The organism is Arthrobacter sp. GAS37, assembly GCF_044908325.1.
GTDB lineage: Bacteria > Actinomycetota > Actinomycetes > Actinomycetales > Micrococcaceae > Arthrobacter > Arthrobacter ramosus.
This window is the reverse complement of record NZ_JBIYDB010000006.1, coordinates 111,361-123,885: the sequence shown is the minus strand read 5'-3', so window position 1 is coordinate 123,885 and position 12,525 is coordinate 111,361. Positions and strand designations below refer to the sequence as shown.

The window sequence follows — 12,525 nt, the reverse complement described above, 5'->3', positions numbered from 1 at the left end:
ATGTCCACCGATTCATTGACTGCGGGCAAGTCCACGCGCCGCAGGTCGTCCCGCGCTGCCAAGCCGGACCCGCAGTCGCCAGGCAACACGCCTCGGCGCCGCAAGGGGCTGAGCGAGCGCAACCGGCCCTTGTGGATGTTGATTCCAGGCGGCCTGCTGATGGTGATCATCATCGTGGTGCCGCTCCTGCTCGGCGTCTTCATGTCTGGGCTGGACCTGGACCAGTATTCCCTGCGCCAGTGGGTCAGCGCTCCGTTCATTGGAGTCCAGAACTTCGTCGAAGCGCTGACCGCATCGCCCTTGCTGCACGCCATCTGGCTCAGCGTCAGCTACTCCTTGCTGGCCATGGTGGTCACTATCCCGCTCGGCATCGCCGGCGCCGTCGCGACCCAGAACGCGTTCAAGGGCCGCGCGGTGATCCGCTCCATTTTCCTGATCCCCTACGTGCTTCCGTCCTTCGTGGTGGCCACGGTATGGCGGACCATGTTCCAGCCGGGCAGCGTCATCGACTCGGCGCTGCATTCTGTGGGTATCGACCCTGGACTCTGGCTCAACGGGCCCCAGTCCTACTGGACGCTGATCCTGGTCCAGATCTGGGCATCGTGGCCGTTTGTCTACCTGCTGGCGTTGTCCGGGCTGCAGTCCGTGGACCACGAAGTCCACGAAGCCTCGGCTCTTGACGGTGCCCTGTGGTGGAACAAGCTCCGCTATGTGGTCTTCCCTTATCTCAAGGGTCCGCTCGCCTTGGCGTTCCTGATCGGCATGCTGCACCACATCAACAACTTCACCTTGCCGTTCGTCCTGTTCGGGGTACCTGCTCCGTCCGATGTGGAGCTGCTCCCGATCCTCACCTACGTCACGAGCTTCCAGAGCTTCAGGTTCGGGCTCAGCGCGGCCATGGCGTTCATTTCGCTGATCCTGATCGCGATCCCCTTGTTCGTCTATCTGCGGGCCGTCAAACTCGACGACGCCGAAACTCCCGGAGGCAAAAAGTGAGCACCGCAACTACCGCCGTCGGACGCCAATCGAGCGAAAACTTCCGCCCGGGCTCCAAACGCCAGCACGAAGTCACCAAGCTCCTGCCAGGCCCGATGCTCGCCATCATCCTGACGGTGTTGTGTGCCCTGGTGCTGATTCCGGTCGTGTACATCTTCCTCGCGTCCGTGAACTCGGACATCGGCGTGGCCCGGGGCGAGTTCTTCCCGTCCAGCTTCTCCTTTGAGAACTACTCGACGATCTGGACGAGCGTTGGACTGGCCACTGGCCTGGCCAACAGCGTGCTCGTTGCCGGGTCCACCGCCGTGGTCTCCGCGCTGATGTCGATCGCCACTGCCTACGTCCTGGTCCGCTACCAGTTCCGTGGGCGCTTGACGATCCTTCGCGGGCTGTTGGCGCTGCAGTCGGTTCCCGGTACCCTCATGGTGCTTCCGGTCTTCGTGCTGTTCTCCTCGTCCGCCAGCTACTTGGGCATCCAGATCATTGGCACGCAGTGGGGCTTGTTCGTGACGTACCTGACGTTCGCGATGCCGTTCTCCACCTGGGTGATGGTCACCTATCTGCGCGGCCTGCCGCGGGAACTCGAAGAGGCGGCAAGGATCGACGGCGCCAGCAACCTGGGCGTGCTGGTGCGGATCATCCTCCCACTGAGCTGGCCCGGCGTCGTCGTTTCCGGTATTTTCGCCTTCCTGCTCGGCTGGAACGACGTCCTGTTCGCCTCGGTCATGACCCGGCCCGAAAGCCAGACGGCCGCCGTCGCGCTCCAGGTCTTCGGTGCCTCGCAAGAAGGCGGCGCGATTCCCTTCTACGGCCAGATGATGGCGGCTTCACTTGTGTGTGCCGCCCCGGTGGTCATCCTGTACCTGATTTTCCAGCGTTACCTAGTGGGCGGCCTGACCGCCGGAGGAGTCAAGTAACTATGAGCACGCCAGCTGTTGAATGGGAGCTCTCGGGCTTCGGCGACGAGATCGACGACGACCCCAAGATCCAGATTGCTGTGATGCAGGCATTGGGGGCCAACCACATTGAGGTCCGCAGCGCCTGGGGCACCAACATCGTGGATCTGGATGAAGCGCAGCTTCGTGAACTGAAGTCCTTGCTGGATGCCGCGGACATGAAGGTTTCTGCGATCGCCTCGCCGATCGGGAAAGTGGACGTTTCCCTTCCCGTCGAGCACGAGGTGGAACGGCTCCGCCGGGCGGTCAACGCCGCGCAGGTCCTGGAATCCCGCTACATCCGGATCTTCTCCTTCTACTACGGCGAGGACGTCGCGGTGGAGAGCATCCGCGACGCGGTCATCGAACGCATGCGTGCCCTCGCGGACGTCGCGGAAGAGTCCGGCGTCGTACTTCTGCACGAAAACGAGAAGGACATCTACGGGGATATCCCCGAACGGGTCCTGGACATCATTGAAACCGTGGCGTCTCCCGCGCTCAAAGTCGCGTGGGATGCGGCCAACTTCGTCCAGGTGGGCGTCAAGCCTTTCGACGACGGCTACGCCAAGCTCCGCCCGCACCTTGAATACCTGCAGGTGAAGGATGCCTTGTTCTCGAACGCCACCGTGGTCCCGGCGGGCGAGGGCGACGGCGATGTCCTCCGCACGGTTGAGGCCTTGAAGGCCGACGGGTACACCGGCTTCGCGAGCCTCGAGCCACACTTGGCCGGCGCCCATGGACTGGGAGGCTTCTCCGGCCCGACGGCGTTCGGCATTGCGGCGAGGGCTTTCGCGAAAGTCCTCAATGAAGCAGGAGTGGAGACGAAGTGAGCGAAGTCTCAAATGCTCCAGGCGCTCCCGCGGAGATCCGGGCCGCAATCGTAGGGTGCGGAGTCATCGGCCGCACCCACTCGGCGGCGGTCCGCGAATTCCCGGAGCTCGTCATCACAGCGCTTGTGGATGTGGTTGCCGAGGCTTCCGAGGCGCTTGCCGCCAAGATCGAAGCCCAGGGCGACCCGAGGCCGGCGGTCTTCCTGACACTGGCTGAGGCGCTCGCCGCCGCACCGGTTGACCTGGTCATCATCGCTACGCCCAGCGGGCTGCACATCCAGCAAGCGTTGGAAGTGCTCGACGCCGGCAAACACGTCGTGATCGAAAAGCCCCTTGACGTTGACTTGAGCAAGGCGGACGAAATCCTGGTTGCGGCCAAGGCTGCCGAGGCCGAGGGCTTGGTGGCTACGGTGATCAGCCAGCACCGCTTCGATCCGGCCAGCCGCGTGGTGGACGAGGCCCGTCGAGCCGGACGCTTCGGCACACTGACCTCCGCCGTCGCCTCCGTCAGCTGGTGGCGAAGCCAGGGCTACTACGATTCGGGCGCGTGGCGCGGAACCTGGGCCATGGACGGTGGTGGGGCCATCATGAACCAGGGCGTCCACACTGTGGATCTGCTGTTGTGGTTCCTCGGCCGGCCCCTTGAGATCAGCGCCAAAACCGCGCTTCTCGCCCACGAAGGCGTTGAGGTGGAGGACACCGCTGTAGCTACCGTTACTTTCGAATCCGGTGCCCGTGCCGTGTTGCATGCGACGACGGCGGCCTACCCGGGCTTGACGGTCCGCCTCCAGGTGATGGGCAGCAAGGGTTCCGCGGTGATCGACAACGACGACCTCGCGTACTTCCACGCGTCCGACGCCGCCGATCCTTCGCAAAGGAGTGCCATGGGCATCCTCGGCGGCGGGAACCAGGCCGCCGTCGAGCTCGCCAAATACCCGGACGACACTGTCGAAGCACTGGATCCCTCGGTGTATCCGGCTGGACATGTCCGGCAGTACCGCGACATCATCGCGGCCATCCGGGCAGGACGCCCCGCGGGCGTTACCGTCCGGGACGCCGTGACCGCCTTGGCCACGGTGCGTGCCCTGTATGTCTCGGCAACCCTGGGCCAGCCCGTGCTGATCGCTGACGTCATAGCCGGCAAGTACAACAACGTGGAGGTCCGCACCGGCGGGGCATCTTCCCACCCGGGCACCCGCGAAGAGGTATCGGCATGAAGTTCTCTGTTTTTACCGCATCCACGCCCGAGTGGTCGCCGCAGGAAGCCACCACCAAGCTTGCCGCCCAAGGGTGGGACGGCATCGAATGGCGCGTCACGGACCAGGCAGACGCGGCGGAACCGGGCTTCTGGGCAGGGAACCGTGCCACTTGGCCCATGACGGGCTTGGAGGATTCGATCCCGGAGATTGCCCGCCTCACCGCTGAAGCAGGGTTGGAATTCTCCGGCCTCGGCGGTTACGCCCGCTGCGACAACCACGACGACGTCGATCGTGTCCTCTCAGCGACCGCAGCCTTGGGTGCCAAGCAGGTCCGCGTGAACGTGCTGCCGCTGGGCAACTCGAACATGGGCGGCCAGGAACCCACTGGCCTGTCCTACCCGGAACTCTTTGCCGCCACCCGGGAACACTACGAGTGGGTTGCTTCCCGCGCAGCACACCACGGCGTCAAAGCCCTCGTGGAACTGCATCATGGAACTGTGACGGCGTCGGCCTCCTCCGCCCGGCGATTGCTGGAAGGGCTGGATCCGCAGCACGTCGGCGTTATCCATGACCTCGGCAACTTGCTGATCGAGGGCTGGGAATCACCGTTGCCGGCACTCCAGCTCCTGGGCCCCTATTTGGCGCATGTCCATGTGAAGAACGCCCGCTGGGTCCGCACCGAGGCGAAGGACGAATCGGGTGCGGCTGTGTGGGTCAACGAATGGGCTCCCTTGGCCGAGGGACAGGGAAGCGTCCTGGGCTACTTCCGGGCGCTCGCAGAAGTTGGTTACGACTCCTGGGTCACGCTGGAGGACTTTTCCACCGAGCTTCCTTTGGAGGAACGGACGGCGTCGAACTTGGCGTATGTCCGCAAGGCAGCCGCGTTGGCCGGGCTCGCCGTCGTCGACGCTTAAACACAGCAGCCGCTTGCCCTCTCTGAGGCAAGCGGCTGCTGTGTTGTGAGGTCTAGACAGTGCGCCTTGCTTTCGCCAGGTTGTCCTTGAGTTCGGCGGCATTCTGCCGAATTACGTAGGCCGGGCGGTCACGCTCCACGCGCCAGCTCTCATCGAGCGGTCCGATGTTGACGGTGTCGAAGCCGAACTCGTCGTAGAGCTTCGCTACGAGTTCGGCGGCCTCTGGGTAGTCGCTGGCGGTGGCCAGTGCGCGGCGGTTCTCGGAGCCCGCCGGGGTGCCGTCGGTGCCGAGCTCCTTCGCCATGATGTGGTTGAAACCCTTGGCCACCTTGGACGTGGGCAAGTGCTTCTGCAGCAGGCCCGATGTGGTGGCTTCGCCCTTGTCCAGCTCCGGGATGCGGCCGTCCCGCTCCCAGTAGTAGTTGTTCGTGTCGATCACAATCTTGCCCGCGAGTGGCTCCACAGGAATGTCCTGGTAGCTCCTGAGGGGAACGGTCACGACGGCGAAATCGCCAGCCGCTGCTGCCTCGGCCGGTGTTGCGGCCCGGGCATGTGTGCCAAGTGCCGCCACCAGTTCCGCCAGGGTTTCCGCTCCCCGCGAGTTGCTGATCACTACGTCATAGCCAAGCTCAACTGCTTTGCGAGCGACTTGGCTGCCAATGTGTCCTGCACCGATGATTCCGATTGTTGTCATATGTGCGGGAACACCGTCTCCCGCGCAGATATTTCAAAGGTTACGGCGGGTAACGCGTAGGGGTCGCGGCCGTCGCAAGCGCTGGCGACGCGGAATTTCCTTGGCGTCACCCAAAGAGCCTCACGACACCCGAATTCAGGCGTCGCCAGGGATTCATCGTGTCGCAGGGCGATGCGCTGCCCCCGGACGGCTTTACGTAGAATAGGCACCATGACTGTCGCCTCTGATGCTGCCACCGCCACTGCCGCTGCCCGTGCCCGCCTCCTTGAATTGATCAAAGAACTGGCGGTCGTCCGCGGCAAAGTGATCCTTTCCAGCGGTGCCGAGGCGGACTACTACATCGACTTGCGGCGCATCACCCTCCACCACGAGGCTTCGAAGCTGGTTGGCCAGGTCATGCTCTCCATGATCGACGACGCCGGGATCGCCGTTGAGTGCGCCGGCGGCCTGACCATGGGCGCGGACCCGGTCGGTACCGCTGTGATGCACGCCGCCGCCGACGGCGGCCGCGCCGTTGACGCCTTCGTTGTGCGCAAGGCGCAGAAGTCCTACGGCATGGGCCGCCAGGTGGAAGGTCCCTCGGTGGAGGGCCGCAACGTCGTGGTTCTTGAGGACACCTCCACCACCGGCGGCTCGGCACTGACCGCCGTCGAAGGCGTCCGCAAGGCCGGTGGCAACGTGGTGGCCGTGGCCGTCATCGTGGACCGCAACACTGGCGCCAAGGAAAAGATCGAAGCCGAAACCGGCGTGCCGTACCTCTTCGCCTTCGGCAAGGACGAGCTGGGACTCGACTAACCGTCCCAAGCCTGGGCGCGTTTGAGGGGGACCGTGTGCCCGTCGGCGGAAGCGCCTAAGCTGGCTGCGTGGACCCTCAGGCCGGGAAATTTCCCCGGAAGCAGCAGCGCTGGCAGGACCCGGGATCGCTCGCCCGGGTTCTCCGCCAAGCCGCCGAGCTGAAGAGTTTTTCACGCCGCTCCTTCCTGATTGGAGCGGGTGCTTCCACGGCCCTCGCGGCCGACATGCTGTTTACCCGACAGGTCCAGGCAGAACGTCGCACCACCAAGATCCTCCCTGTGGGGGACGATTTCGCAGAGTCGTACTACCCCAACTCGAGTTGGATTCTCTTTCCCGGTTACAAGACCAGTTGGGAAGAGGCCCAATGGATCCTCAACTCGATCCGCGGTTCGCTGCGGCAGCGGGGTCAGATGGCCGCCGTCGGATACTCCAACCTGGGGCTGGAAGTCGCCGAGGTGGTGGACGCCGTGCTCGCGTACATCAATGAGCGGAAGCTGAACACCCTCTATTTCTACGGCCACAGTTTCGGCGGGATGTTGGCCACCGAAGTGGCCGCGCTCCTGCGTGAAAGGAACGGAGTCAGCGTCAAGCTGATCCTGTTGGACTCTTCGCCCTTCAGTAAGTACGACATCCTCGACCAAAGCTGGTTCGACGGCGTCGTGTTCTTGTACGAGAGCGGCTTCCAGGTTCCCTCGGTCCTCCGCGGCGGCTACGAGCTGGGCGAGCGCGTGGTGAACAAGCACGAACGCACTTGGGGGCAGATCTGGGACCAGACCCTGGAGCAGCTCTCCCCGATCGCGCCGTCGAGCGTGCTGATCCAAAGCGAATCGGACTACATTTACCATTTCGACGGGACGCGGTTTGTCGACAGGCTGGGGGACACCCGCATGGCCTTCATCGGAAACCCGAACGATGACACCGTGAACTACGGAACAGCCCGGGCAGCGTGGGCCAAGACATTCCCCCTCAACATCGCGTCCACGGGCCGCCGGACCGACGGCGCCCGCCCCGCGCACGCGAGCCCCCAGTGGAATCCGTTTATCTACAATCCGATCATCGAAGACCTGGAGAACGAGCTCTTCCCGCTGCCGCGGGCCGGCTCGCGGGTGGTGTTCTACTGACTGGTGCTCCGAGGGCCGCTACCTGAGCCGCAGTCCGTCCAGCTCGGAACCACTGAGGCCGGCGTCGCGCAAGTAATCCGCCGCGCTGCCGAACTCGTGCCCGAAACGGTCCAGGAAGTATTCCATCGCAGCTTCGGGGGATTGCAGCAGCATGAGCGAGGGACTGAATGCCTCCTCCGGAACCTCGGGGACAGCCAGCCGCCAGGCTGCCGACATAGTTTCCAACATCGTGGGGAGGGCGGCGGTGCTTGCGGCGTAGTCCGCCACGACAGCGGCGTGGTCAGTGCCCGTCGCGAGGAGCGCAAGAGCGGATACGACGCCGGTGCGGTCCTTGCCGAGCGAGCAGTGGATGAGCGTCCGCTTGCCTTGGGCCGCGGGACGCAGCGATTCGGCCACCCAATCCGGGCGGGCGCGAACCCAGCCAAGGTAGAGCTCGCCAAGGTCTTCGGCCGTGTGGATCGATTGGAGCCCCTCAGAAGCGGTACGCGGATCGAGGGGGTTCTCCACGAGCTCCACGGCGCCGTTGGCCAGCTGCCAGGGCACGATGGCGCGCTCGTACTCGCTTCGGAGATCCACAACCGTCCGGATGCCATGAAGTTCCAGGAAGGCGGACGTCGCCGCGGTGTCCATGCCAAACGGCTGGCTGCCCCTCAGGATGCGGCCACCGGCCAGGGACCGGAGGTTCAGCACAGCCATGGCACCAGCCCTTCTTCTTAGATCTGGTTCTTGAGGTCCGCTACCGAATTCAGGACCTGGTTCGGCCGGAACGGGAAGGCCGCGATGTCCTCGCGCTGGGTGATGCCGCTGAGCACCAGGACGGTGTGCAGCCCGGCTTCCATGCCCGCGATGATGTCGGTGTCCATGCGGTCACCGATCATTGCCGTGGTCTCGGAGTGGGCGTCGATCTGGTTCATCGCCGAACGGAACATCATGGGGTTCGGCTTGCCTACAATGTAGGGCTCACGGCCGGTCGCCTTGGAGATCAGCGCGGCGATGGCGCCGGTGGCGGGCATCGGCCCGTCCTTCGAGGGGCCGGTTGCGTCCGGGTTGGTCGCGATGAAGCGCGCCCCGGCCAGGATCAGCCGGATGGCCATGGTGATCGCTTCGAAGGAGTAGGTACGGGTTTCGCCGAGCACCACGAAGTCCGGGTTCTGGTCGGTGAGGATGAAGCCGGCCTCGTGCAGCGCCGTCGTGAGCCCTGCCTCACCGATGGTGTAGGCGCGGTTCCCGGACTCCGAGCCCTGCACCTGGTCCTTGAGGAACTGTGCCGTGGCCAGGGCCGATGTCCAGATGTTCTCCTCCGGAATTTCCAGGCCGGAGGAGCTCAGCCGGGCCGCCAAGTCCCGCGGCGTGAAGATGGAGTTGTTGGTGAGGACGAGGAATCGCTTGGAAGTGTCCACCCAGCGCTGGATCAGTTCGGCCGCTCCGGGAACCGCCTGGTTTTCGTGGACCAGGACACCGTCCATATCCGTGAGCCAGCATTCGATTTCGTGTCCATTGCGGTAAAGGGCTGAGCTCTTCGGGGCCTCGGTTGCGTTCTCCATGCTTTTCCTCCGCGTATTGGCTGTTTCTCGTCCCAAGTCTTTCATCTTTCGCTCTCCGAGACACCCGGGTGTCCTGCGTTACGGCACTGGGTTTCGGCGCCGCAGGCGGTACTGCCCGGGCTAGGGTTGAAGAGTGACTGACCGGCCCCAGAACCCTGCCCCTACCGACTCCACTGCTGTCTCGCCCCTCCTCTCCTCTACCGAGGGGGAGTCGGAAGCGAAACCGGAGGTCGGCGTCGGGCCCTGGGAAGGCGACTGGCCGGAAGGCGAGCAGTGGGACCCGGACCTCCTGGCGGACGGCGACCGTCGCAACGTGGTGGACAAGTACCGCTACTGGAAGCACGAAGCGATCGTCGCGGATCTGGACGCCCACCGGCACGATTTCCACATTGCCATTGAGAACTGGCAGCACGACCTCAACATCGGCACCGTGGTGCGCACCGCTAATGCGTTCCTCGCCAAGGAGGTCCACATCATCGGACGACGCCGGTGGAACCGTCGCGGGGCCATGGTCACCGACCGCTACCAGCACGTCCGCCACCACCCCACCGTGGAGGACTTCGTGGAGTGGGCGCAGGGGGAAGGCCTGGCCATCATCGGCATCGACATCTTCCCCGATTCCGTGCCGCTCGAAACGTACGAACTTCCGCGCAACTGCGTGCTCGTGTTCGGGCAGGAGGGCCCCGGCCTGACTCCCGAGGTGCACGACGCCGCCGTCGCCACCTTGTCGATCGAGCAGTACGGTTCCACACGCTCCATGAACGCGGCGTCGGCTGCGGCCATCGCGATGCACGCCTGGATCCGCCGGCACAACTTCGGCCAGCGCGTCTCCTGAGCCAGCGCGTCTCCTGAGAGCACCCGGCGGCAAAAGGTCCGCAAGTGTTACCCGTCTCCGTGACCGGAAACACGATGTCGGATTCTTCAGTCGCTAGGATGGTGCCTAGCCGTATAGGTCTACTCCAGGGTCAACAAAACCCACAGACGAAAATCAGCATAGGAGTCAGCATGCCCATCGCAACCCCAGAGATTTACTCCGAGATGATCGACCGCGCGAAGGCCGGTGGATATGCGTTCCCGGCAGTGAACGTCACCTCGTCGCAGACCCTGAACGCCGCCATCCGCGGCTTTGCCGAGGCCGAATCGGACGGCATCATCCAGGTCTCCACCGGCGGTGCTGCTTACTGGTCCGGCGCATCCGTCAAGGACATGGTTGCCGGCTCCCTGGGCTTCGCCGCTTTCGCCCGCGAGGTCGCCAAGAACTACAACGTGAACATCGCCCTGCACACGGACCACTGCCCGCAGGACAAGCTGGCTGATTTCGTTCTTCCGCTGCTGGCTGCTTCCGAGGAAGCCGTCAAGGCCGGCAAGGACCCGATCTTCAACTCGCACATGTGGGACGGCTCGCACGAGACCCTGCCCGAGAACCTGCGCATCGGCCGGGAACTCCTGGAACGCGCAGCCGCGGCCAAGATCATCCTCGAGGTTGAAATCGGCACGGTCGGCGGCGAGGAAGACGGCGTCGAGAACGAGATCAACGAGAAGCTCTACACCACCACCGAAGACGCCCTCGCGACCATCGAGGCCCTCGGCGCGGGCGAGAACGGCCGCTACCTGACCGCCCTGACCTTCGGAAACGTCCACGGCGTGTACAAGCCGGGCAACGTCAAGCTGCGCCCGGAGCTGCTCAAGCAGATCCAGGCCGAGGTCGGTGCCAAGATCGGCAAGACCAACCCGTTCGACCTCGTCTTCCACGGCGGCTCCGGTTCCACCGAGCAGGAAATCGCGGATGCTGTTTCCTATGGCGTCATCAAGATGAACATCGACACCGACACCCAGTACGCGTTCACCCGCCCGGTTGCCGGACACATGTTCTCGAACTACGACGGCGTCCTGAAGGTCGACGGCGAAATGGGCAACAAGAAAACGTACGACCCGCGCGTCTGGGGAGCCTCCGCCGAAGCCGGCATGGCTGCCCGCATCGTGGAAGCCGCAAAGCAGCTCGGTTCGGTAGGCAAGACCTTCTAATGTCCGACGAATTCCGCAAGAACCTCATGGGTCCGGAGCCGACGCTCCTGCCTGCCGAGACCGAGGTGTACCAGCACCTTGCCTTGGGGCAGGAAGCGCTCGACCTCGTGGCCAAGTACCCCACGTCTTCGTTGCTGTGGGCGATCCTGGCCGAGGAAGCCTGGGCTGACGGCCGGACCATCGACTCCTACGCGTATTCCCGCGTGGGTTACCACCGTGGACTGGATTCGCTGCGCCGCAACGGTTGGCGCGGCGTCGGGCCCATCCCATGGGAGCACGAGCCCAACAGGGGATTCCTGCGCGCTCTGTACTCCCTCGGCCGGGCATCCGCCGCCATCGGCGAAGCTGAGGAACCGGAACGGATCGAGAAGTTCCTGAACGACTCCGATCCCACCGCGAAGGCAGCGATCGAAGGCTAGGACTGCCGAGAAGACGACGACGGCGGCCGCCCACTCAGGTGGGCGGCCGCCGTCGCGCTTTCCCCGCCCACTGATCCCCACCGCCACCCTCGCCTCGCAAGTCCCCACCGGCTCCCAGCCTTCGCAAGCTCAGGCAGGGACCCTCGCCGGCGGGGCCCCACGGCCAGGGAACCCTAGCGGCGTGGGCCGACGCAGTTAATGCCGTTATGAGGCGTCAGAACGACAACAAATGCGAGTCAGTTGGGCTTGGTGAGTCCTAGGAGACCGGGGTGAGGCCGGTCCGGGCCATGGCCTCGGCGTAGGCGCGATGGATGATGTCCAGGTACTCCTGCTGGCGCGTGGGGGAACCGGCGAAGGAGCGTCCACCCAGCGAGCGGACCTTGAACGTCTTGAAGCCGCGGCGGTGGATGCTCTGCGGCGCGGCCTTCATGAGCTGGTCTGCCAAACGATGGGCTTCATTGCCGTGGGCTACCAGTACGGAGGTGCGCGGCACGATCGCCAGCAGGCGCAGGAGCGGCTTGAGGCCTTCGGTGATGTTGGCGGGAGTCAGCTTGCCCGGCTCGCCGTCGGGCTCGATCCACGGGTAAACGTTCCACGGCATCATGAGTTCCGGACGCAGGCCCAACTGCCACTGCATGCCCACCATGCGTGTGGCGGCATCCGTGTCACCCGGGACGATGAAACCCGAGCCCTCCGTGGTGCGGGTATTGGAGAAAAGGCTGATGATGCGGCACTCGTCAACGCTGTGGACGGGGTCTACGTAGAGGACTTCGCTGCCCGGCTTCTGTTCTTTGAGGGAATCGCAAAGCCCGGTGACCTCGGCAATGTGGGGTTCGAAACGTCGGTTCCAGAGCTGCTCTTCGGGTAATTCAGTCGCCAGGTCTTGCATATGGGCTTGGGTCTCCTACGTGTAGCGAGGCGCACTTATCCGGCCGGGAGCGGTTTGCCGCGACCGGTCAGATTGGGTGCAGTGTTGGGGGCTGGTTAACTCTACCGGAACGGCGGTGCGCTGTGGGGTGAATCGGGACTTCTGTGTTAGGTCTCTCGATGGCG

The 12,525-nt window shown here is 64.4% G+C and carries 14 protein-coding genes; 10 read left to right on the top strand and 4 right to left on the bottom strand.

Going from position 1 to position 12,525, the window contains the following annotated elements; all coding sequences use genetic code 11:
* The 5 genes from ABH924_RS07835 (at position 1) to ABH924_RS07815 (ending at position 4,874) form a co-directional block, all read left to right on the top strand.
* Positions 1–996 carry a carbohydrate ABC transporter permease gene (locus ABH924_RS07835; RefSeq protein ID WP_234752715.1) on the top strand — a complete coding sequence of 332 codons (996 nt, stop codon included), beginning with the start codon at positions 1–3 and terminating at the stop codon, positions 994–996.
* 95 nt (positions 997–1,091) lie between these two features.
* Complete coding sequence (locus tag ABH924_RS07830; RefSeq protein WP_268819380.1) at positions 1,092–1,913, top strand: carbohydrate ABC transporter permease; 822 nt, start codon at positions 1,092–1,094, stop codon at positions 1,911–1,913.
* Positions 1,914–1,915: 2 nt separating this feature from the next.
* Positions 1,916–2,761 (top strand): sugar phosphate isomerase/epimerase family protein, encoded by an 846-nt coding sequence (locus tag ABH924_RS07825; RefSeq protein ID WP_404497930.1) that lies wholly within the window; start codon positions 1,916–1,918, stop codon positions 2,759–2,761.
* A complete protein-coding gene (locus tag ABH924_RS07820; RefSeq protein ID WP_404497929.1) occupies positions 2,758–3,978 on the top strand; it encodes a Gfo/Idh/MocA family protein in 1,221 nt (406 codons plus the stop codon). The genes ABH924_RS07825 and ABH924_RS07820 overlap by 4 nt, the downstream gene beginning before the upstream one ends.
* Positions 3,975–4,874 carry a sugar phosphate isomerase/epimerase family protein gene (locus ABH924_RS07815; RefSeq protein ID WP_404497928.1) on the top strand — a complete coding sequence of 300 codons (900 nt, stop codon included), beginning with the start codon at positions 3,975–3,977 and terminating at the stop codon, positions 4,872–4,874. Before ABH924_RS07820 ends, ABH924_RS07815 begins: the two co-directional genes overlap by 4 nt.
* Positions 4,875–4,926: 52 nt before the next feature.
* Here the strand turns inward: ABH924_RS07815 and ABH924_RS07810 are convergent, their stop codons facing one another.
* Positions 4,927–5,568 carry an NADPH-dependent F420 reductase gene (locus ABH924_RS07810; RefSeq protein WP_404497927.1) on the bottom strand — a complete coding sequence of 214 codons (642 nt, stop codon included), beginning with the start codon at positions 5,566–5,568 and terminating at the stop codon, positions 4,927–4,929.
* 210 nt (positions 5,569–5,778) lie between these two features.
* On the opposite strand from ABH924_RS07810, the gene pyrE reads away from it, so the two are divergent.
* Both pyrE and ABH924_RS07800 read left to right on the top strand, forming a co-directional pair.
* A complete protein-coding gene (pyrE, locus tag ABH924_RS07805) occupies positions 5,779–6,363 on the top strand; it encodes an orotate phosphoribosyltransferase (RefSeq protein ID WP_404497926.1) in 585 nt (194 codons plus the stop codon).
* Positions 6,364–6,431: 68 nt separating this feature from the next.
* Positions 6,432–7,484, top strand: a complete 1,053-nt coding sequence (locus ABH924_RS07800; protein WP_404497925.1) for a thioesterase domain-containing protein — start codon at positions 6,432–6,434, stop codon at positions 7,482–7,484.
* An 18-nt stretch (positions 7,485–7,502) separates the two neighbouring features.
* Here ABH924_RS07800 and ABH924_RS07795 read toward each other — a convergent pair whose 3' ends face one another.
* Together ABH924_RS07795 and ABH924_RS07790 are read right to left on the bottom strand one after the other, a co-directional pair.
* A complete protein-coding gene (locus tag ABH924_RS07795) occupies positions 7,503–8,180 on the bottom strand; it encodes a tyrosine-protein phosphatase (RefSeq protein ID WP_404497924.1) in 678 nt (225 codons plus the stop codon).
* 17 nt (positions 8,181–8,197) lie between these two features.
* Entirely contained in the window at positions 8,198–9,028 is an 831-nt protein-coding gene (locus tag ABH924_RS07790) for an HAD-IIA family hydrolase (RefSeq protein WP_113990628.1), read from the bottom strand.
* A 133-nt stretch (positions 9,029–9,161) separates the two neighbouring features.
* Here ABH924_RS07790 and ABH924_RS07785 point away from each other — a divergent pair, with 133 nt between their 5' ends.
* The 3 genes from ABH924_RS07785 (at position 9,162) to ABH924_RS07775 (ending at position 11,472) form a co-directional block, all read left to right on the top strand.
* Positions 9,162–9,863 carry a TrmH family RNA methyltransferase gene (locus ABH924_RS07785; RefSeq protein ID WP_404497923.1) on the top strand — a complete coding sequence of 234 codons (702 nt, stop codon included), beginning with the start codon at positions 9,162–9,164 and terminating at the stop codon, positions 9,861–9,863.
* A 74-nt stretch (positions 9,864–9,937) separates the two neighbouring features.
* Positions 9,938–11,053 carry a class II fructose-bisphosphate aldolase gene (gene fbaA / locus ABH924_RS07780; RefSeq protein ID WP_404497922.1) on the top strand — a complete coding sequence of 372 codons (1,116 nt, stop codon included), beginning with the start codon at positions 9,938–9,940 and terminating at the stop codon, positions 11,051–11,053.
* Positions 11,053–11,472, top strand: a complete 420-nt coding sequence (locus ABH924_RS07775) for a DUF3151 domain-containing protein (protein ID WP_234752700.1) — start codon at positions 11,053–11,055, stop codon at positions 11,470–11,472. The genes fbaA and ABH924_RS07775 overlap by 1 nt, the downstream gene beginning before the upstream one ends.
* 256 nt (positions 11,473–11,728) lie before the next feature.
* Here the strand turns inward: ABH924_RS07775 and ABH924_RS07770 are convergent, their stop codons facing one another.
* Entirely contained in the window at positions 11,729–12,361 is a 633-nt protein-coding gene (locus tag ABH924_RS07770; protein WP_234752698.1) for a uracil-DNA glycosylase, read from the bottom strand.
* Positions 12,362–12,525 lie beyond the last annotated feature (164 nt).

Bases quoted from the DNA above. Each gene is read 5' to 3' on its own strand.
- ABH924_RS07835 (WP_234752715.1), top strand. From the start codon at position 1: ATGTCCACCGATTCATTGACTGCGGGCAAGTCCACGCGCCGCAGGTCG.
- ABH924_RS07830 (WP_268819380.1), top strand. From the start codon at position 1,092: ATGCTCGCCATCATCCTGACGGTGTTGTGTGCCCTGGTGCTGATTCCG.
- ABH924_RS07825 (WP_404497930.1), top strand. From the start codon at position 1,916: ATGAGCACGCCAGCTGTTGAATGGGAGCTCTCGGGCTTCGGCGACGAG.
- ABH924_RS07815 (WP_404497928.1), top strand. From the start codon at position 3,975: ATGAAGTTCTCTGTTTTTACCGCATCCACGCCCGAGTGGTCGCCGCAG.
- ABH924_RS07810 (WP_404497927.1), bottom strand. From the start codon at position 5,568: ATGACAACAATCGGAATCATCGGTGCAGGACACATTGGCAGCCAAGTC.
- pyrE (WP_404497926.1), top strand. From the start codon at position 5,779: ATGACTGTCGCCTCTGATGCTGCCACCGCCACTGCCGCTGCCCGTGCC.
- ABH924_RS07795 (WP_404497924.1), bottom strand. From the start codon at position 8,180: ATGGCTGTGCTGAACCTCCGGTCCCTGGCCGGTGGCCGCATCCTGAGG.
- ABH924_RS07790 (WP_113990628.1), bottom strand. From the start codon at position 9,028: ATGGAGAACGCAACCGAGGCCCCGAAGAGCTCAGCCCTTTACCGCAAT.
- fbaA (WP_404497922.1), top strand. From the start codon at position 9,938: ATGTCGGATTCTTCAGTCGCTAGGATGGTGCCTAGCCGTATAGGTCTA.
- ABH924_RS07775 (WP_234752700.1), top strand. From the start codon at position 11,053: ATGTCCGACGAATTCCGCAAGAACCTCATGGGTCCGGAGCCGACGCTC.
- ABH924_RS07770 (WP_234752698.1), bottom strand. From the start codon at position 12,361: ATGCAAGACCTGGCGACTGAATTACCCGAAGAGCAGCTCTGGAACCGA.